Origin of the sequence: Mucilaginibacter sp. McL0603 (genome assembly GCF_049992945.1) — a bacterium.
GTDB lineage: Bacteria > Bacteroidota > Bacteroidia > Sphingobacteriales > Sphingobacteriaceae > Mucilaginibacter.
In genome coordinates this window covers 574184-594675 of sequence record NZ_CP188251.1, presented here as the reverse complement: position 1 = coordinate 594675, position 20492 = coordinate 574184, and the positions used below count along the sequence as shown (strand labels likewise).

Sequence of the window (20492 nt, the reverse complement as noted above, 5' to 3'; positions counted from 1 at the left end):
AAGACGAGCGCAGTATATAATCAGATGATTTTATATCCTCACAAAACTTCCCTGGAATTTAAAGTACAAAGCATCAGGATTGCTTAATTTAGCAGTAACAACAATGCTATCATCTTCAGCTTTTTTATAGGTAATGTCCAAAGCTACGGTCAATGTCTTTGTCGGGTCTATCATGATCATGAATTTAAGCTGATCAGCCTTTTTTTGCCTGACAGGATGATTCAATGCATTTTCTAAAACTTCTTTCACTACCTGTAGCATGCAAGCGCCTGGCACTACAGGATGGCCTGGGAAATGGCCTTTGAGAATTTCGCTATCAGGATTAATGCTGAGTATTACCGATATCGCGCCATCCTCATGGATTACTTTATCAATGCTGAACAAGTCGTTAGTTATAGAAGGCATAAAGTGAATTAAATAGCCGAGATCAGCATTAATGAATGATATTTATTTTGATAGTGATTATAGATCAATATTCTTTTGGGGGCAGTTAAATTGATATTCTTCTCAATAACTACCTCCGGCACTATACCCTTTTTTATAATATTAGCCGCCAGCCACAAAGCAAATGACGATGATGTTGAATACTCCCCGCAAAGGTGCTTATAATTTGCGAGTGAACTACTTCTAAATAAAGTATTTCCGAAATTTTTATAAACCTCATCGTTCCGGGTATCGCCGTTACGTCCTGTGACCACAAGGTCAATATCACTAATTTTCAATGAATTTTCGGCAAGGAAAGCGATAATGTTTTCTTCGATATTCTTTGGTTTATAAAGTGTTTTGATGGCTGTCAGCTGAGCCAGATTATTATCGGATGTCTTGTCAGTCAGCAGGAAAAATACAGCGCCTTCGCCACCGATAGTACCTCTTGACTCCTCAGTATAAAGCTGTAGATTTGAAACCGGCTGACATTTGTATAATCCTAACCGGGTTAAAACTTTAAAGCTGGCGTCCACCATTTCTTCCGTTCCGCCCACTAATATATTATCTGCGTCCTGCTCGTTCAATAGCATGATCGCATCAAACAAAGCACTTTCAAACGAAATACCTTTATGTACAAAGGTGTTATTGTATCCATGACATTTAAGCATCAGCGCTACCTGTGCCGCTACTGTGTTATGGGTAGATTGTATAAAGGCAGTAGGCGGCAGTAGTTCTTCATCCTGCTCCACCATACGGGTTAAAAAGGTAACGGTATCTTCCAGGCAACCAAAGGCTGTCCCCGTAATAATTGCATCGGGCATTTCTGTATTGCCTTTGTTTAAACAATCCTTTGCTGCCGCAACGCCCATCTTGATCACGTGACTCATCCTGCGTATCTGTTTTGGGTCGATGAATTCTTTATAATCAGGCTCAATAGCTTTCAGGCGCGTATCGGTATATTCGATTATATCTGTCAAAAAACCTTCGTTACCGAATGTATTCTGCGGTGAAATGCAGGAGGATGAGCGGATGTATATCTTCATATCAGATCGCCGAAAATATTAAAGATGTACAATTTCCGCCAAATCCGAATGAGTTCGACATTACGTGCTTAATGTCCTGACCGGTCAAAAATTCTGTTTCCGGCTCAAAAGGCAATTCGCTCATGCGCGTTTCGAACCTGAGATTAGGATAAATAATATGATGCTTAATAGCCAGTACCGAAAACACTGCCTCAATCCCACCGCTTGCACCCAAAGTGTGCCCGGTATATGATTTGGTCGAGCTCATTAGTGGATATTCAGGATCGAATATTCTTTTAATAGCGGTCCCTTCAGCACTATCGTTATTGGGTGTACCCGTGCCATGGAGGTTGATATAATCAATATCTGATGGTTCTAAACCCGCTTTTTTTAATGCCCCTTTCATCGCCAGGTATGATCCTGTACCATCCGGCGAAGAGGCCGTTTGATGATAAGCATCGTTGCTGTTGTTGTAACCGCTTAGTACGCAATAAGGATCTTCAACCAAAGTTTTTGCTACCCTATCAGATACCAATACCAAATAACCGGCACCTTCACCTAAGTTCAGTCCTTCTCTATTTTCATCAAAAGGCTTGCAAAAGTGTTTGTCTAAGATCATAAGGGTATTAAAACCGTTCAGCGTAAATTTGGTCAAAGAGTCTGTTCCCCCGGCAATCACTACATCGAGCACGTTATTCCTGATTAGTCTTGCTCCATAAAAAATGGCATTGGCAGATGAGGAGCAGGCTGTGCTGATGGTGGTCATATAATCGGTGATACCTAAATGATCGGCAACTATCTCAGTTTTACTGCCGCATTCATGATCAAATATATTTCTTAATTTGCCCTTACTGTTATCGGCCAAAAACTCGACAAAAAAATCTTCACTCTTATCCATCCCACCTACACTGTTTGCAGAAACAAACCCTGTACGCAAAGAATCAAAATTTGGGATAGCGGCATCAGACAATGCTTCTTTAGCGGCAACAAGGCTTAAAAGTGCGGTCCGACTTGTCCGCAGGGGCAGACCAGTCATCGCAGACAGTTCCTCATTACTTAATTTGACTTCGGCAACAGGCAGCTCACCCTTGTGTATGGTATTGAGCATGGTAACATCACCCATGCCGGCTTTCTCGTTCTTAAACGCCTGCAGGTGTTCTGCAACGTTATTCCCTATTGCCGAGATCGCACCAACACCCGCTACATACACTGATGAATCCATATTCCGTTAACTATCTTTAAAAATGTTATCCATATTTTCAGCTAAAAATGAAAGGAGGTTTTCGCTCTTTTGCTTTTCAACTAAAAATAAACTGGCCTTATAGTCCTGTTCCAAAACATCTACCCAACCACAAATACAAGCTTTTAAAATATTATTATCCAAAAGATATTTTACCTGCTGTACTATAAATGTGGCATCAAAATTATCCTGTATAAAAAATGCATGCTCGCCTTTAAAATGGTTCCGGATGCAGATCTCACCAATCACAATATTTGGCAGCGTATAAACAAACAACGACGGACTGGCAATATCCTTTACCGAATCAAAATACTTAATATCATCGTCCAGGCTTGAGTTGCTGTTGGCTAAAACTACCCCCACTACCTCCGGTTGATAGTTGTCTTTCTTAAAGCTATCCTTTATTAATATTTCAGAAGCTAACCAACCCAGCTTGCTCAAATTATCCATTTTATAAAACTTCGGATAATTCAAATGGAAATGTTGGTAAATCAAAAGCAAAAAATCATTTACTTCAACGCCCTTGTTTTCAAAGATGCGTTGTCCATCCTTAAAAACAGCCCCACCGTCTATTTTGCAACTGCTTGTTATATAGTTTTCTGCCAGCAATGTTAATCCTTTACCTTAGCTCAAAAATAATCTATTATTTACCAAATACCACCGCTGCATTACAACCTCCAAACCCCGAAGCTGTTTTAATAAAGTTGGTTGCTTCGATCTGCAATGGTGATGCGATCACGTTCACTTTTTGAGTAACTCCAATTTCCTGAAATCCCGGAGTTGCCAAAACCAATCCTTGTTTTAAAGATTGAATAGATATGATCGATTCGATCAATCCGGCCGCACCTAAAGTATGCCCGTAGTTGCCTTTCAAACTATTCAGTGGCACAGCTTGCAAACCCGATAAAGCAATGGCATTAGCTTCCATTTCGTCATTATAAACAGTAGCCGTTCCGTGTGCTGAAATAAAATCAATGTCCGTCACCGACAGGCCGGCATCTTTTATTGAACTGTTAATAGCATAGCTCAATTCCTGTCCTGTACGTGATGGGCCCGATATATGATTAGCATCATTGCTCACCGAGCCCCCACGCACTTTTATATTTTGCGCGTATTTTTTATTGGTCGATAAGATAATTGTTCCTGCGCCCTCGCCTAAATTTAATCCATCCCGTGATTGATCAAAGGGCCTGCATACCTGCGGGCTAAGGGCCTGAAAGGATTCAAAACCCGACAGGATGAATTTCGATATCACATCGGCTCCCACAACCACAACATTTTCATATTGACCTAATCTTAATAGCCGCATCCCTGTAATTATTCCCATTACGCCCGAAATACAGGCATTAGAAATAATAATGGGCTGATTGACGAATCCAAAATACTCAGCAACCAATTTTGCTGAAGTTGATAGTGCTATTCGCTTTTTTAATTCGGGCGTGTTTTCTTCAGTTTCGAGCAGGCTTATATTTCCTTTGGTTGAGGAAATGATAAGTATGGTTTTATTGTCTTTCGCGTCTATTCCGCTATCTTTTAAAGAATCAATAATAGATGCAATAAGCAATTGCTCAAATTTGGTGTATTTATGGTCGTTAGCGGGAACCAATACTTCGTCCTTTTCAAAAAGAGAAGCATAAAAAGCCTGTGACGAAATGGATGTATCCTGATACTGTTTTACGCCTGATTTGTTTTGCTTTAGCAGATCAAAGTTTTCAGTAGTGGTTTTTCCAAAGGGCGACAATACATTATCAGCAACAACAAACACATCCTGCTCCTTCATCCCGGTAGATTATTTACTGATAAACAATTTCATTTCGCATTTGGCCATTAAGTTTTCGTTGAGCCAAACCTTGCCGGAAAGTACAGTGATATCAAATATCTGGTTTTCGACAGTGATCTCGGTGATGATCTCATCATCTACTTTTGGCAGGTCGAATATTTCAAAACTGCTTACCGCGCCTATATAACCTACCGCCACAGGCTTATCTTCAATTTGCGCTAAATATCCAGCTCGTAATGCTGCTGTTTGTGCAATGTTCTCCATCAACCCCGCTTCCTGGAACAGGCTATCTTTAACAAAAACGTTATCGCCATTTACCGTAAAACTACTGCGCGTTAGCTCCGCATCTGTATAAAGCAGCTTGCCCACCATTACAAAGGGTGGTTTTTGCGGGATAAGCGGAATAATATTTTCTACCGGAAGCATCATATTTTAAGTGTATAAACCTCCATTTACAGATAGTACCTGCCCGGTAATATAAGCAGCCTCAGGCGATGCAAAAAAAGCTGCAGCATGAGCCACTTCCTCAGGCAAGCCAAAACGTTTTACCGGGATCAGCGCTTTTAATTCTTTTTCGTCAAGGCCTTCGGTCATGTCTGTTTTGATAAATCCAGGTGCCAGGGCATTAACGGTAATTCCTTGTCGCCCCACTTCCTGAGCCAATGCTTTTGTAGCACCAATTACCCCTGCTTTTGCTGCGGAATAATTAGTTTGCCCCGCCAATCCTTTTATTCCCGAAAGGGATACCACATTAATAATGCGTCCATACTTTTGAGCAAGCATATCGCTCAGTATCAAACGGGTAACATAGAAAAAGCTGTCGAGATTAGTTTTAAGCACATGATCCCATTGCTCTTCTCCCATCCAGGCCATCAGGCTGTCATCGCGTATACCGGCGTTGTTTACTAAAACTTCTATATGCTTTTCCGGATTAGCTTCTATCCACCCACCCAATACTTGTTTTATCTGCTCTTTATTAGCTACATCAAACTGTAGCAGTTCTCCATTACCATCCGCCAGCATAACTTGTGCGAGCGTATTATTGGCCTCTTCCAGGTTACTTTTATAATTGATCAGCACATAATATCCCAACGAAGCCATTTTGATGCAAATAGCCTTCCCTATGCCTCTTGAGCCGCCGGTAATTAATGCACACTTCATTTTTTGAAAGCAAATATGTGATCAGAATTTTCAAGAAAATCTTTCACCCTGGCCATTTCTTTATATCGTGGTTGATCCTCTACAAATTTTGGAAATATCACCCTCACCTTATCATAAAGCGATCTCGAAATTGACGATAACCTATCCTCGCATTCCAGGTAATCGATCGCCTGCAAAATGGTCATCAAATGGATAGCCAGTACTTCAAACGAATTATCGATCACTCTTTTTGTCATCAGCGCGGCATTACAGCCCATGCTTACAATATCCTGGTTGTCGTTATTGTTTGGAATACTATGAACATACATCGGGAAAGACAATGTTTGATTTTCCGCAACGGTTGAAGTAGCAGTAAACTGCATCCCCTGCATCCCAAAATTAAGCCCAAGTACACCCAAATTCACAAAAGGTGGAAATTTTTGGTTCAGCTTATTATTTAACAGGTAATTCAGCTGCCTTTCGGCCAGCATGGATAATTTGGTGATGGCAATTTTCAGCTTATCCATTTCCAACGAAACATAGTCGCCATGAAAATTACCGCCATGGAAAATATTATGATTTTCATGGTCGATCACCGGGTTATCATTTACCGAGTTCAACTCGTTTACCACTACATTTTCTGCCTGACTTATGGTGTCATAAATCGGCCCTAAAACCTGTGTTACACAGCGCAACGAATAATATTCCTGTACTTTATCTTCAAAAACTTCCTGGTCAAGATTTTCCGGGTTATAAAGATGTTCCGACCGGTCGCGGATCATTTTGCTGTCTTTCAAAATATCACGCATGATCTCAGCGATCTTATTCTGGCCCTTATGACGCTTTACAATATTCAGCTCGTGCGAGTAATGGTCGTCAAATGCTTCAACAACTTCATTGATCATCGCCGAAAACAAAACGGACCAGCTTAAAAGTTTTCTTGCCTGCAGAATGTTGAGCATCCCTATACCCGTCATAGCCGAGGTGCCGTTCAAAATAGCCAGTCCCTCACGGATATGAATGGAAAGCGGTTTAATATTAAATTTATTGAATATCTCAATAGTAGGATGAACTGCATCCTCGAATATCACCTCGCCTTCGCCGATCAATACAAGGCCCAAATGTGCCAGTTGAACCAGGTCGCCGCTTGCACCTACGCCGCCGTGTTCATAAATGCAGGGGCAGATCTCTTTATTGATCATCTCTTTCAGCAACTCGACCACATCGGTGTGCACACCTGAATAAGCCTGCATAAAGCTGTTCAGCCGGGCAATCATCAAAGCCTTTGACAATTGTGCAGGCATCAGTTTGCCACTACCGGAAGAATGGCTGCGGATCAGGTTATATTGAAGTTGTAGTATGTTTTCCTCGTTTACCTTGTATTGGGCCATCGGTCCAAAGCCGGTGTTTATACCGTAGATCAGCTTATGCGAGGAGAATTTTTTAAGAAATTCGTAGTTAGTATTAACCTTATTTAAAGCCGCTTTATCTAAAGCAACTTCCTTGTGTTTAAATATCAGTTCAGAAAAATCATCTAAAGAAAGCGCACTTTGTCCAACACTTATCATGGGCAAAAAATATTTATTTTATCAACGTTTGAAATTAATTGGCTAAAGTATGAAATATATATAAAGACCGGAAGTCGGAAAGACCGGAAGTCAGAAAGCAATGGTTTTTAGTCGTAAGTCATGAGTCATAAGTCGAATTTCAACCATTTCTTTTTTAGAACTCCAGACTTTCGACTCCGGGCTTAAACCTCAGTTCTTAATTGACGCGACACTACCCAACTTTCGGACTTTCCGACTTATGCGGACTTCCGGACCAGAATTACGCTCTCTTATCAATAAACTTAATCGCTTTTCGGCTCGCTTCGCTGAATTGTATTTTTTGTATTTCCTCGGCTGTAACGTACTTAATGTGTGGGCTCACCCTTAACCGCGCCTGTAAATAAGCGCGTATACGGTGATCGCATTCTTCACTATTCTCTATTGGCAACACATAAAGCAATACCTGGTCGAGACCAATCTCATTAGAATAAACCTCTACCACAAAATCCAAAATTTCTTCGCGCTCATTAAGCAGATCAAATAGTGCAGGTGGATACAAGGTAGTCCCCTTGAATTTGATCATTTGTTTTTTGCGACCTAAGATCGATGACAGGCGCAAACTTGTTCTCCCGCAGGCGCATGGTTCATCAAAATACATGCATATATCACCGGTTTTGTAGCGCAGTAAAGGCATACCTTCAACTCCCAATGTCGTAATGGTTACTTCGCCGGGGGTATAGGGTTCTACGGGCTGATTATTTTCATCCAATAGTTCCACTATGACTAATTCAGGCTGATAATGGCCGCCTTTGCCTTCACCACATTCAGTAAATGCGGTTTGCATTTCGGTGGAGGCGTAGGTGGAATACAAATGAATATCCCATGATTCGGTGATCTTTTTACCTAAGATGTTTAAGGAGAAATCAGTATTGCGGATATTCTCGCCAATGCAAATCGCCTTTTTTACTGAAGTCTGGTTGACATCGATCCCAGCTTCTTTCGCAAAAGCGATCAGTTTTAAAATAAAAGACGGAACGGCAACAATGGCTGTCGGCTTTAACCTTTTAATCGTCTCCCATTGTAGTGCAGGTACACCCGGACCTAAGCGTATAATACCTGCCCCTAACTTACGTATGCCCAAGTAATAAGCAATTCCGGCCATAAACTGGCGGTCAAGTGTTAGCATCAACTGGTAAATATCATTTTTAGAACCATCAGCGCATGAGAAAGAATTGTACTCATTATATGCCAGACGGTTCAAATCGTTTTCTGTAAGGGCGATTGTTACCGGGCTTCCTAATGTTCCCGAGGTAGAAGTGTATTCCACTACCTTTTCAGCCGGAACACATAAAAAATCATTATTGCGTTGCTGTAGGTCTTCTTTTGTGGTAGGAGGTATCAAAGACAGGTCTGTCAATGTTTTTATGACTGAAATGTCGACCTGGTGCTTTGCAAAAAGTTCTTTATAAAATGGCGAATGTTGAGAAACGTATTGTAAGAGTTCCTGCAATTTTTCTTCCTGCATCTTTGTTTCCTTAACCGCCGGTTGTTTATGCTGTTCTAAAAGCCCCATTATTTTTCTATCATTACTACCGCAGATGCGATGGTTTTTATATGGGATAATGATACCAAAATCTTTTTTATCCCCATTGCATTTATAGTTTCGAGTGTAGAACCTAATAATTGCACTTCTGGTTTGCCCTCTTTGTTAGTTATGATCTCCACCTCGTTAAACTGAGTATTCTCGGCCCAACCGGTGCCCAGTGCTTTAAAAAATGCTTCTTTAGCTGCAAACCGGGCAGCATAGCTTTCAAACTTGTTTTTTTTTGATTCGCAGTAAGCTATTTCTGTTTTGGAGAATACCATTTCCCTGAAACCAATCTCCTTATTTATTTTTTCGGCCACACGCTCCACCTCTATCATATCAATGCCAACGCCTGAAGTCATGCTTCAAATGTAGTAAAAAAGACAAAAAACGGACTTGCTGCGCATCGCTTAAATATAATGAATGGTGGATTATTTAAACATTACAACTATATTTAAGTTATTTGTATAGTATTTACATTAAACGAATAAAATGAAGTTTATAAAAATTTGCATCATAACATGCCTTGCGGTCTTAAGCATCAATTTTGCAAAAGCTGCGCGTGCTGAGTTATTGGTCGGACCAACTGCGATTTTTCAGATAAAACCTCCGCCACCTCCGCCACCGCCAAGGAGGCCACCCGGTCCGCATTTTGCAAGGCATCACCATCCCTATCACCATCATCACAGGCATACTGGCCTACACATACGTTTGCCAAAACCACCGCCGCCGCCACCAAGGCCACCGCGTCCGTAATCAGGATATAACATATTTAAGCCTCTCAATTATTGGGAGGCTTTTTATTTGAATAATATTTCAATAACGTGATTGCCTCATAGAGGCAACCGCTTTGTAGAAATTTCTATAAAAAATTGTTTTGACCCGTTAGGGGCTACCCAATTCGCCAAGGGTAGCCCCTGACGGGGCAAAAATGTTATTATCTTGTTTTTTCTACAACGTGGTAGCCCTTACAGGGCATGTTAATTCTTTAAGATAAGAGAGTGTTACGCTAAATACATCTTTTGATAATACTCATCCGCCATCCTGCCCGAATCAAATGTTGGAACAATATCCTTTGCTGCCGTTTTGAGGATGGAAAGCCATTTCTTTTGATCATTATAATACATCGGCAATATGGTATTCTCCAATATATCCATTAGCTCGGCTGCTTCTTTACTATCTTTTTCATCATAAGAAAGATTATCATCCGCTGGGGCTATAACAAAAGCATTTTCCTGGTCCTTTGCAAATTCGGGTACCCAGCCATCGGGTAATGAGAGATTGATGCTGCCGTTCATAGCGGCTGCCATGCCGCTGGTACCTGATGCTTCGCGGTACATGCGTGGGTTATTCAGCCATACATCTGATCCTTTTTTTAACAAAGCAGACAGGGCAAGTTCATAGCCTATTAATACTGCACAATTAGCCAAAGGTTTAGCCCGGCGAATAATCTGGTTAAATTGCCCTATCGCCCCATAATCTTCGGGATAAGGTTTGCCTGCCCATATTACCTGTACAGGGCGTTCCGTATTTGAGATCAGCTTAATAAAGCGGTTCCAGTCGCGCATCATAAGGTCGGCACGTTTATAGGCAGCAAAGCGACGGGCCCAAACTACGGTTAATACATCCTCGTTAAATAACTTTCCGCATTGATCAGCCACTACTTTGAAAAGCTGCTTTTTCATTTCCTTTTTGCGGGTGATGATGGCATCGTCATTATTATCAGCCAAAGCTTTCTCAAGCTGATCATCTTTCCAATAAGTTTTATTTTGCGCGTTGGTGATGGCAATGATCTCGCAAATACCTGAATTTCCCTTCCACATTTCCTGCGCTACTTTTCCGTGTATCTTAGATACCCCATTTGCCTTTTTGGCGAATTTTAAAGCTGCAACTGTATAATTAAGCGAATCGCCCTCAATATTCAAAATATGCTTAACCTCGTGATCCTGCAAATGGTAGAAGAAGGACATTTCTTTAAGCAGCGGAAAACGGTGCTCCTCATTCCCGGCAGCTTCCGGTGTATGCGTAGTAAATACCACTCTTTTTTTGATTTCTTCCAGGCTTTTATATTTTGAATACAGGTAAAAGTTCAACGGCAGTGAGTGGCCCTCATTCATGTGATAAACTTCAATGTCCAATCCTAATTTATCCAACAACATTGCGCCGCCGATACCCAATATAATGGATTGTGCAATCCGGGTAGCCTCATTCGAAGCATACAGTTGGTAGCTAATGGAGCGTGATTGCTCATCATTTTCATTCAGGTTGGTGGTTAATAGAAAGATGGGAGCAGATCCGAAAGTCTGGGGTCTTAATAAATAAGCTTTTACGTATACCGGAAAATCATGAACCTGTACAGTAAACATGATGCCTGTATCCACTAAAAAAGAATAGTCCTTTTCAACATAAATAGGTTTCATATCGGCGTTCAGGTCGCGGGACTGGTCGTAATAGCCGTTTTTCCAGAGCATGCCGATGCCAATAATGTTTTGCTTCAGCTCATAAGCGCTGCGCATATGCGATCCGGCTAAAAAGCCCAAACCGCCGCTATAGATCTTTAGTGCCTGGTCTATAGCAAACTCCATCGAGAAGTAGGCTACTGATTTTTTATATTTCGGGTTAGGCTGGTAGCCGAAAATCTCGTCTTTAGATATCATGTTACTGGGATATATCTTACCATTAATAATGAAAGGACGGTTATTGTTTTTTAATCGGTAAATTTAATGGCTCAGCCATTTCGGATATCGCCTGCATAAACCAGGCAGCGTGCGGTATCCACTGCTCGGTCCAGCGCCATTCGTTGCCGGCAGCTTCTTTTTTAAAGTCGATGCCTGAACCATCGCCGTTACCATCTTTACCAGTGATTCCGTTTGATATACCGCCTTTTTGTGAGCCATGCCCAAAGCTGGAATGCATATAAGGCACATTGTTTTTACCGAACCCATACATAAAACACATGGAATAAGGGTTGCAGCCTAAAATCCACGATAATTGCTGCGATGCAAAAGTGGCTAATGGCGCCTTAACGCCCCAACCTGTTTGATCTGGATAAACCAATCGACCACCAATAATAGCTGCCGTTGCCAATGATCCTAATCGGGCATTTTCCCCCTGCCACCACCAGCCAGTCTCGTTTTCATGCGGAATAAAAAAGCCGTCTTTCACCTCGCCTTTATATAAAAAACCTTGCCGTGCATAGCCAAATGGGTTGCTTACTTCATTAGTAACTTTTAAATTATAATCAAGCGCTTTTTTAATGGTTTGTAAAGCATTATCCCTAAATGCAGGATCGGTTTCCTTTTTTAAATATCGCGAAAGCGCGACGATCGGCATACCCGCGTCTGCTGCATGCCAGAATGGACGGTTAGCATCGTTGGCAATAAAATAGCCTTCAGGAGACATTCGCTTGGCTAAATTATCAGCGCGTTTGCGGGCCTCATCCCGGTAAAGTGGCTCATTGGTGCTTATCCATAATTCGGTGGCAGCCATTAGGGCGCAATAGTCATCAATAATATTTTCCTTTCCATCGTCATCATATTTGGTATTGTTGACGAGCAGGTGTGCAAAGGCACGCTTAGCACCATCTAAATATTGCTCAGAGGTAAAAGCCCCATGTTTTTTCCATCTTGATATCCGGGCGAGTGCGGCAATACCCATGCCCCCGCCCTCGCGGAAAGCGGCCTGGTAAGCATCAGTGGTGACACTGTTGGCGCGAAGACCTACCACACGGCGGGCATTCGGGTCTTTACTAAAATAGCTGAATATGGTTTCGTAAAAATAATTCTCAGTTGACAGGGAACGTGTGATGAAATCTGCCCCATAAAGTGCTTCATTTTCCAGAGAATCTTTCAGTCCCCATTTTGTAAGCAGGGTCGGAATACGTTCGTCTACACTTTCCATCGACCAGGTAACCAGGGGTATCTGTTGCGGCGACACAAAATTGGCATAAGCCAGGTGCGAAAAGTACTTGCTTACATCACCAGAAGCATCGCACCACCCACCGCGCAGATCGACTGTTTTATCGCTTCCATAAAGTTTGATGTGCTGATCGGCTTCCAACTCTTCAGGCGAATTGGCTCTTTGCTTATTGTAATAATGAATGATAGAAGACAGCGTCAGTTTGGCTAATGCACCTTCGGCAATGGTAAATTTATCTGAAGAAAATAATTCCTTTCCTTCAGCAAATTCTAATTTATAACTGCCTGCTTTGCTCAGTTTAGAAAAATCAGCCTGGTAAAAAATTTTGTCGGGAAACCAGTCCGCTACTTTTTGTGCGGTACTAAGAGTACCCGTATACTCCGTTTTATGTGTATTTATATCGACTATTGAAAAAGTGATCTTGGAAGATAGTGGAGCATCAGAGCCTATAACGGCTATTTTTGGACCCCGGCTGTCAAAACCCACCTGGTTGATATAGATAACCGGCTGGGCAAAAACTGACAAAGAAAGAGTTAGCAGTATGCCTGCAATTAAAGATTTTAGGTATTTCATAGTATTGCAATTAAGAATAAGGCTGATCTTTTTTTCAGTATAGATGATTTCATCCAAATATAATCTACAAAAACAATATTTTTATCGGATATCATGCCATCTGTATCAACTATAAAAAAGATCAGGCCCTTACAGCTTGTTGCTGTCATATTTTTCACGGTTTCCGGCGGGCCTTACGGTCTCGAACCTTTATTATCTTACGCAGGTCAGCACGGCGCATTATTGTTGTTAATGCTCACACCTATGGTATGGGATGTCCCCGCCATTTTCACCGTATTGGAGCTGAACAGTATGATGCCGATAGAAGGCGGATATTATCGGTGGGTAAAATATGTACTAGGTACTCGTTGGGGATTTTATGAAGGCTGGTGGACATGGCTATATACTTTTGTCGACCTCGCCATTTACCCGGTACTTTTTGTAGAATATGCCTCATTCTTTTTCCCCGAACTTGCTGCTTATAAAATACCCGTATGCCTGTTAATTATCTGGTTATCGGCCGGGTTAAATATTTTAGGGATCGTACCTGTCGGTAAGGTATCATTACTATTAAGTGTTGCTGTGCTAACCCCATTTTTCGTATTGATCATTGTGTTTTTCTATCATCATACCGGTGCATTATCAATTCCGTCACCAACATTAAAAGGGATTTCTTTCCCGTCAATGGGCATGGCTTTATATACGGTAATGTGGAACTGCCTGGGTTGGGATAATGTGACAACCTACGCCGAAGAAGTTGAAAAGCCTGTGCGCTCTTATTTGATATCTATTTTTGTTGCTTTTGTGCTGGTCTTGGTAGTTTACTTTTTCACCATATTGATAGCACAGCAATCGCATATTGATTTTGCTGTATTAACCGATAAAGGTTTCCCCGCCTTAGGCATACTGATTGGTGGCCAATGGTTGGGGATATTGATCGCTGCAGGTGGCATGGCCAGCACGTTGGGTATTTATGCGGCAGTATTGCTATCTGTATCACGGGTACCAAAAGTAATGGCTGATGATGGTCTGTTACCTAAATGGCTGAACAAAGAACATTCAAAATTTAATACGCCTTATATCTCTATTATTATTTGCTCCATTGTAGTGAGTCTGATGGTGCTATGGACCTTTGCCGATCTACTGATTATTGATGTTACGGTGTATGGCGCAGGATTGTTTTTGGAATACATTTCATTGATACGCCTGCGGATGAAAGAACCGGATACCTTACGTCCATTCAAAATACCATTGAATATTGCAGGTCTTGTTATTATGGCGCTGCTGCCACTAGTTGTTTATTTCATAGCACTAACCGGGGCACTTTCATCAGCAGGTAAGGGGATAATGCCTGCGGTCTTTGCAGTTTGTGCCCTACTCACGGCCGAAATAGCCTGGTGGATAATCAAATGGACAAGACCTACCGCAAAAGTTGGATAGCAAATTTATTTCATTAAAATCTCCCTCTTTACTGCTTGCAGTAGAGAGGGATGTCGAGCATAGCGATGACAGGGTGAGTTAACTGGTATGTCGCAGAGTCAACTCACCCGATCATTCCGCCAAAGGCGGATCGATCACCCTCTCTTCGCCTTTGGCGGAAAGAGGGAAGAATTTCATTTATAAGTCAAACCCGCTTTGTAAAAAATTGGTTATGAAAGGGGATTTTATTGATTAATAATTGTCAATCATACACTTTAATATCTACCTTTAGAATACCAATTTAAATAACCATGACAAAGCATTTTTCTACCTCTATCAAGCGGTTGTTCAGCAGCCTGTTTACTGCATCTCTATTACTTCTCGTTGTTTCATCAGTCAATGCACAGGGTCGCAGGCGTGGTGTGGCAGGTAAAGCATTTGAGGTTCAGGTCACCCCTTATAAAACCACCATGATAGCTAATGGTAAAGACGAGGTTTCTATAAAAGTTGCCGTGATAGATGGTGTGGGTGAGATAATGACTGATGCCTCAAACCCTGTCAGATTTTCTATAAAAGGCGATGCGCATATTACCCGTATCCAATATGGCGATAAAACCAATGCCGACGCAAAAATTGGTGATACTACCGCTCAGACTCAATTTAAAAACGGTTTGCTTTGGGTGACCATGGTTGCAGGCAAAACCCTGGGCCATATCAAGTTTGAGGCAAAAGCCGATAGCCTGTGGCCGGGATCAACAGAGATACATACTGTACAGCCGGGAAAACCACATGCAGTTACTAACGCTAAATACATTCCCAAAAAAGCAGGAGATAAGGTATTGGGTGCCGATATTTCTTTCCTGCCTGAACTGGAAAATCGTGGAATGAAATTTTCTGATAATGGTACTCCCGGCGATGCAATACAGATCATGAAGGATCATGGGTTTAACTATATCCGCCTGCGCATATTTAATGCCCCGGCTAATCCAAAGGGATATTCGCCAAATAAAGGTTTCTGCGATCTGGAGCATACCAAGCAAATGGCAAAACGCATCAAAGCTGCCGGAATGAAATTTTTGCTTGATTTCCATTACAGCGATTACTGGGCCGATCCACAACAGCAAAATAAACCTGCCGCCTGGGTTGGCGAAGATTTTACGGCACTTAAACAGTCAGTTCACGACTATACCGTGAAAGTGCTGCAGGAGTTAAAAGATCAGGGCACCACGCCGGATATGGTGCAAGTAGGTAACGAGATCAATCACGGGATGATCTGGCCCGATGGCGCGATCAGTAATTTGGATAGCTTGTCGCAACTGATCTATTCTGGCATTACCGGGGTAAAGGAAGTGAGTCCGTCAACCATCATCATGCTGCATATTGCTTTAGGCGGGCAAAATGCCGAGGCGCGTTTTTTCCTGGATAATATGAAAGCGCGCAATGTGCCTTTTGATGTGATCGGTTTATCCTATTATCCAAAATGGCATGGCACTATTGAAGACTTGAAAAATAACATGGCCGACCTTGCCAATCGCTACCCACAACAGGTAATGGTAGCCGAATACTCACAGCTAAAACGTGAGGTAAATGATGTTGCCTTTAATGTCCCAAATGGCAAAGCAGTAGGCTCATTTATCTGGGAGCCTTTGAGTACCTGGGAAGGGATATTTGACCGCGATGGTAAAGCTAATCAGTACATGAATATATATCCGGAGATAGCTAAGAAGTATAACGTTAAATAGTAACAAGTTTTGAGGCGCAAAGCTTTGCGCCTCAAAACTTTACTTTCTATTAAAACCCTTTATTCATTTTCATGGTTATAGTAGTTACAATCAACTACGCTGACTATGAGATCTATCTGGAAAGGTTCAATAGGGTTTGGACTGGTAAGCATTCCCATCAAATTGTACTCCGCAGTACAAACTTCCTCGCTCGACCTGGATATGCTGGACAGCCGCGATCATTCGCGCATACGCTACATGCGTGTGAACGAACACACGCATAAGGAAGTTCCCTATGATAAAATTGTAAAAGGCTACAAGCTGGACGATGATTATGTGATATTAGAGGAACGTGATTTTGAAGATGCCGCACCCGAAAAAAGTAAAGTTATCGAGATAGAAAGCTTTGTAAATATCTCGGAGGTAAACCCCATGTTTTATGAAACCTCCTATTACACCGAACCGGATACAAAAAACAATAAGGCTTACGCGCTTTTACAACAAGTTCTGAAAAAATCAGGAAAGGTTGGACTGGCAAGATTTGTTTTGCGCAACAATGAAAACCTTTGTATTGTACACCCCTTAGAGCATGCCCTGGTGGTTACACGCATCCGGTTTGCAAATGAGATACGCGGTATGGATGACCTGAATATTGATGACGATGTTACCGTAAGCAAAAAAGAGCTGGAAGTTGGCCTTGCGTTGATAAAGCAATACGAAGAGGCTTTTGATGTATCTAAATTCCATGACGATTATCATGAAGAATTGCTGAAGATCATCCATGCTAAGGCCAAAGGCAAGCGTCCAACTATTAAGAAATTAAAACCGCATAAAACTAGCGGCGATGATCTGTACGAACAATTGATGCAAAGTCTCAACACAAGGAAGGGAGCCTGAGATGAGTTTAAAGGAGTATGTTAAAAAACGGCTCTTTGATAAAACCACTGAGCCAAAAGGAGGGAAAAGCACCGGTAAAAAGTTAAATTTTGTGGTGCAACGACATCATGCCTCACACCTGCATTATGATTTCAGGCTGGAGTTAGACGGGACACTCAAAAGTTGGGCAGTGCCCAAAGGACCCTCTATGAATCCGAACGATAAGCGACTGGCTATGATGGTAGAAGATCACCCGATAGACTACCAGCATTTTGAAGGCATCATCCCAAATGGGAATTATGGTGCAGGTGTGGTATTGATATGGGACAATGGCACTTATACTTCTTTGGCTGATGAGCGTACTGATGATATAAAAAATTTGCGGACGGGTTTAAAATCCGGCAATCTGAAATTTAAATTGAACGGTGAAAAACTGAAGGGCGAATTTGCTTTGGTAAAACTGAACAGTGCCGAAGACAACTCCTGGCTGTTAATCAAGCATAATGATGAATTCGCTGTACATGAACCTTACAACAGTGAAGAGCAGGTGCCGGATGAAATAAAAGAAATGCTCAATAATAAAAGCGGCAAAGCAAGCCGGCTTCCTCGGGTAAAGAAAACTCAGTCTGGAAGAAAAAGTCCTGATATAAACGACGAAGTAGAAAACAACTCTGACGGCGACAGAGCTTATACCCCAATGATGGCCAAACTGGAAGCTAAGATATTTGATAAACCCGGCTGGATTTACGAGAAAAAATTAGATGGCTATCGCGCTATAGGTTATACAGGTAAAAAAGCAAGGTTAATCTCGAGGAATGGTATTGATTTCAGTCATAAGTATAAGGCTATTCTCGACGAGTTAAAGGTAATCGAGGAAGATGCTATACTGGATGGTGAGTTGGTGATAGAGGACAAAACTGGCAAAAGCCGGTTTCAGCATATACAGAATTACGATGGCGATACCAACGGACAAACGTTAAAATATTATGTTTTTGACCTGCTCAATCTTAGCGGTCATGACCTTCGCGGACTTGAGCTGTACAAAAGAAAAGAGCTTTTAAAAATGCTCATTACATCCTTAAATAGTAAGAGGATCATTTATAACGATCATATCGCGGGGAAGGGAACCGAACTCTTTCAGAAAGCAAAGAAAGAAGCTTGGGAAGGCATTATCGGAAAGGATGCCAATAGTTATTACAACAGCGGGAAACGATCGGACAGGTGGCTGAAATTTAAATTGCAAAATTCACAGGAGGCTATCATTTGCGGTTACACAGCACCGACTGGATCAAGAAAACATTTCGGTGCGCTGATATTGGGCATTAATGATGGCAATAAAATAAGATATATTGGTAATTGCGGAACCGGGTTTAATGATGCGCTGATCAAAGACCTTTATATCAAAATGCATCCGCTTGAAACTGATAAAAAGCCTTTTGAGAAAAAAGTGCACCAGCGCACAAAAGTAACCTGGATAAAACCCGAACTGGTCTGCGAGGTTTGGTTTGCCGAATGGACCGGCGACGGGCATTTGCGACAGCCTGTATATAAAGGTTTGCGGATAGATAAGGACAAAGAAAAAGTAGTTATGGAAACACCTGATAAGCAATTGGCTGATGAAGAACTCATAGAGATGGGTAAGGCCAAACTTAAAGTCACCCATCTGAACAAAGTTTTTTGGAAGGATGAAGGCATCACCAAAGGTGATCTGATTCATTATTACCGGGACATGGCTGACTCAATAGTGCCATATATAAAAGACAAAGCCATTAGTATGCGCAGGCAGCCGAATGGGATAGAAGATCCCGGCTTTTTCCAGAAGGATACCGATGTAGAACATTTGCCGGAATGGATAAAAAGCGAGCCGCTTTATTCGGAAAGTAATGACAAGAACATCAATTATATTATCGGGAAGGATGAAGCGACTTTGCTATATCTTGCTAATCTCGGTTGTATTGAGATCAATCCCTGGCTAAGTTCATACAAGAAACCGGATAACCCGGATTTTGTGGTTATCGACATTGATCCCCATGATGTGCCGTTTAATGAGGCAGTGGAAGTCGCCTTAAAAACAAAGGAAGTTTTTGATCGCATGAAACTGGACGTATTTATCAAAACTTCGGGCTCAAAGGGGTTGCATATTTATTGTTATGTCGGTGCTCAATATGATTACGATTTCACTAAAATGTTCGCAGAGTACATTGCGAAACTGATCCATGATGAATTGCCCAATATTACCAGTGTGGAACGTAGTCCGGCAAAAAGGCCAAACAAAACGTACATCGATTTCCTGCAAAACCGCAGAGGGCAAACCATCGCCTGCCCATATTCTGTCAGGCCGAAACCAGGTGCAACCGTATCAGCACCCCTGCATTGGAGTGAAGTTAATAATGATCTGAAATTATCAAATTATACCATCCATAATATGTTGGAACGGGTAAAAAAGATTGATGATCCCTGGAAGGATCTCACTAAAAATAAGGCTGATCTGAAAAAGGCCCTTGAATTACTAAAGTTAATATAATTGATTTTTAATTTATTTATTTTCAAATAAATAAAACTTAAGCCAAGCCTGCATGTAGTTTATAAGACAAACAAACATTAAAAAAATCCACATTATGGCAACTACAAAAACAGCAACACGTTCATCAGAAATGGCCACTGGTGTGCATGAATCCGCATTGAATGAATTATTCATCGATGAATTAAAAGACATTTATTGGGCCGAAAAACATTTAACAACGGCATTGCCTAAAATGGCGAAAGCAGCCACAAGCGACGAATTGCGTACAGCAATTCAGAACCATCTTACCGAAACAGAAAATCATGTCACCCGCCTCGAACGGGCTTTTGATTCAATCGGAGAAAAAGCCGTGGCAAAAAAATGCGAAGCAATGGCCGGACTGATAAAAGAAGGTGATGAAATAGTTGCGGATACAGAAAAAGGGAGTATTACGCGTGATGCCGGTATTATCTCAGCAGGACAAAAGATTGAACATTATGAGATCGCCTCTTACGGCACATTAAAAACGCTCGCCGGCGTTTTAGGTTATGATGAAGCAGCCGAATTGCTTGATGCTACTTTACAGGAAGAAAAAAATGCCGATACTATGCTAACACAGATTGCCGAAAGCAGTATTAATCAAGGTGCAAAAAACGAAAGAAAATAAGTGTAATTTCTTCTATTGAAAAAGCTGCCATTAGGCGGCTTTTTTTATGTGTTGAAATAATAGCTTTGATAAGTTAATCCGAATGTTGATGGAGCT

18 protein-coding genes are annotated in these 20492 nt (G+C 41.6%); 6 read left to right on the top strand and 12 right to left on the bottom strand.

The window, feature by feature from the left end; all coding sequences use genetic code 11:
* Positions 1-30 precede the first annotated feature (30 nt).
* From ACPPVU_RS02915 to acpS, 10 genes are all read right to left on the bottom strand, one after another.
* The gene (locus ACPPVU_RS02915; protein ID WP_426670197.1) at positions 31-405 is read right to left on the bottom strand and encodes a hypothetical protein; all 375 of its coding nucleotides are present in this window, start codon (positions 403-405) and stop codon (positions 31-33) included.
* An 8-nt stretch (positions 406-413) separates the two neighbouring features.
* Complete coding sequence (locus ACPPVU_RS02910) at positions 414-1469, bottom strand: beta-ketoacyl synthase chain length factor (RefSeq protein ID WP_426670196.1); 1056 nt, start codon at positions 1467-1469, stop codon at positions 414-416.
* 1 nt (position 1470) lies between these two features.
* Positions 1471-2670 (bottom strand): beta-ketoacyl-[acyl-carrier-protein] synthase family protein, encoded by a 1200-nt coding sequence (locus tag ACPPVU_RS02905; protein WP_426670195.1) that lies wholly within the window; start codon positions 2668-2670, stop codon positions 1471-1473.
* 6 nt (positions 2671-2676) lie between these two features.
* A complete protein-coding gene (locus ACPPVU_RS02900) occupies positions 2677-3297 on the bottom strand; it encodes a hypothetical protein (protein WP_426670194.1) in 621 nt (206 codons plus the stop codon).
* Positions 3298-3331: 34 nt separating this feature from the next.
* Positions 3332-4468 carry a beta-ketoacyl synthase N-terminal-like domain-containing protein gene (locus ACPPVU_RS02895; protein ID WP_426670193.1) on the bottom strand — a complete coding sequence of 379 codons (1137 nt, stop codon included), beginning with the start codon at positions 4466-4468 and terminating at the stop codon, positions 3332-3334.
* A gap of 9 nt (positions 4469-4477) precedes the next feature.
* A complete protein-coding gene (locus ACPPVU_RS02890) occupies positions 4478-4897 on the bottom strand; it encodes a 3-hydroxyacyl-ACP dehydratase (RefSeq protein ID WP_426670192.1) in 420 nt (139 codons plus the stop codon).
* A 3-nt stretch (positions 4898-4900) separates the two neighbouring features.
* Positions 4901-5629, bottom strand: a complete 729-nt coding sequence (gene fabG / locus ACPPVU_RS02885) for a 3-oxoacyl-ACP reductase FabG (RefSeq protein WP_426670191.1) — start codon at positions 5627-5629, stop codon at positions 4901-4903.
* Complete coding sequence (locus tag ACPPVU_RS02880; RefSeq protein WP_426670190.1) at positions 5626-7176, bottom strand: HAL/PAL/TAL family ammonia-lyase; 1551 nt, start codon at positions 7174-7176, stop codon at positions 5626-5628. The genes fabG and ACPPVU_RS02880 overlap by 4 nt, the downstream gene beginning before the upstream one ends.
* Positions 7177-7435: 259 nt before the next feature.
* Entirely contained in the window at positions 7436-8728 is a 1293-nt protein-coding gene (locus ACPPVU_RS02875) for a phenylacetate--CoA ligase family protein (protein WP_426670189.1), read from the bottom strand.
* Positions 8728-9102: a holo-ACP synthase gene (gene acpS, locus ACPPVU_RS02870; RefSeq protein ID WP_426670188.1), complete on the bottom strand. Its 375-nt coding sequence runs from the start codon at positions 9100-9102 to the stop codon at positions 8728-8730. The genes ACPPVU_RS02875 and acpS overlap by 1 nt, the downstream gene beginning before the upstream one ends.
* A 130-nt stretch (positions 9103-9232) precedes the next feature.
* Between acpS and ACPPVU_RS02865 the strand changes: the two genes are divergently transcribed.
* Positions 9233-9496 carry a hypothetical protein gene (locus ACPPVU_RS02865; protein WP_426670187.1) on the top strand — a complete coding sequence of 88 codons (264 nt, stop codon included), beginning with the start codon at positions 9233-9235 and terminating at the stop codon, positions 9494-9496.
* 248 nt (positions 9497-9744) lie between these two features.
* On the opposite strand, the gene glgP is transcribed toward ACPPVU_RS02865, so the two are convergent.
* Together glgP and ACPPVU_RS02855 are read right to left on the bottom strand one after the other, a co-directional pair.
* Positions 9745-11397, bottom strand: a complete 1653-nt coding sequence (glgP, locus tag ACPPVU_RS02860; RefSeq protein WP_426670186.1) for an alpha-glucan family phosphorylase — start codon at positions 11395-11397, stop codon at positions 9745-9747.
* A gap of 40 nt (positions 11398-11437) precedes the next feature.
* Positions 11438-13231 (bottom strand): glycoside hydrolase family 9 protein, encoded by a 1794-nt coding sequence (locus ACPPVU_RS02855; RefSeq protein WP_426670185.1) that lies wholly within the window; start codon positions 13229-13231, stop codon positions 11438-11440.
* Between the two features lie 93 nt (positions 13232-13324).
* Between ACPPVU_RS02855 and ACPPVU_RS02850 the strand changes: the two genes are divergently transcribed.
* The 5 genes from ACPPVU_RS02850 (at position 13325) to ACPPVU_RS02830 (ending at position 20396) form a co-directional block, all read left to right on the top strand.
* Positions 13325-14650, top strand: coding sequence for an APC family permease (locus tag ACPPVU_RS02850; protein ID WP_426670184.1), 1326 nt, complete (start codon positions 13325-13327; stop codon positions 14648-14650).
* Positions 14651-14940: 290 nt separating this feature from the next.
* Positions 14941-16371, top strand: coding sequence for a glycosyl hydrolase 53 family protein (locus ACPPVU_RS02845; protein WP_426670183.1), 1431 nt, complete (start codon positions 14941-14943; stop codon positions 16369-16371).
* A gap of 105 nt (positions 16372-16476) precedes the next feature.
* Positions 16477-17247, top strand: a complete 771-nt coding sequence (locus ACPPVU_RS02840; RefSeq protein ID WP_426670182.1) for a Ku protein — start codon at positions 16477-16479, stop codon at positions 17245-17247.
* Position 17248: 1 nt separating this feature from the next.
* Positions 17249-19750, top strand: coding sequence for a DNA ligase D (gene ligD, locus ACPPVU_RS02835; protein WP_426670181.1), 2502 nt, complete (start codon positions 17249-17251; stop codon positions 19748-19750).
* A gap of 94 nt (positions 19751-19844) precedes the next feature.
* Complete coding sequence (locus ACPPVU_RS02830; RefSeq protein ID WP_426670180.1) at positions 19845-20396, top strand: ferritin-like domain-containing protein; 552 nt, start codon at positions 19845-19847, stop codon at positions 20394-20396.
* The last annotated feature ends 96 nt before the right edge of the window (positions 20397-20492 follow it).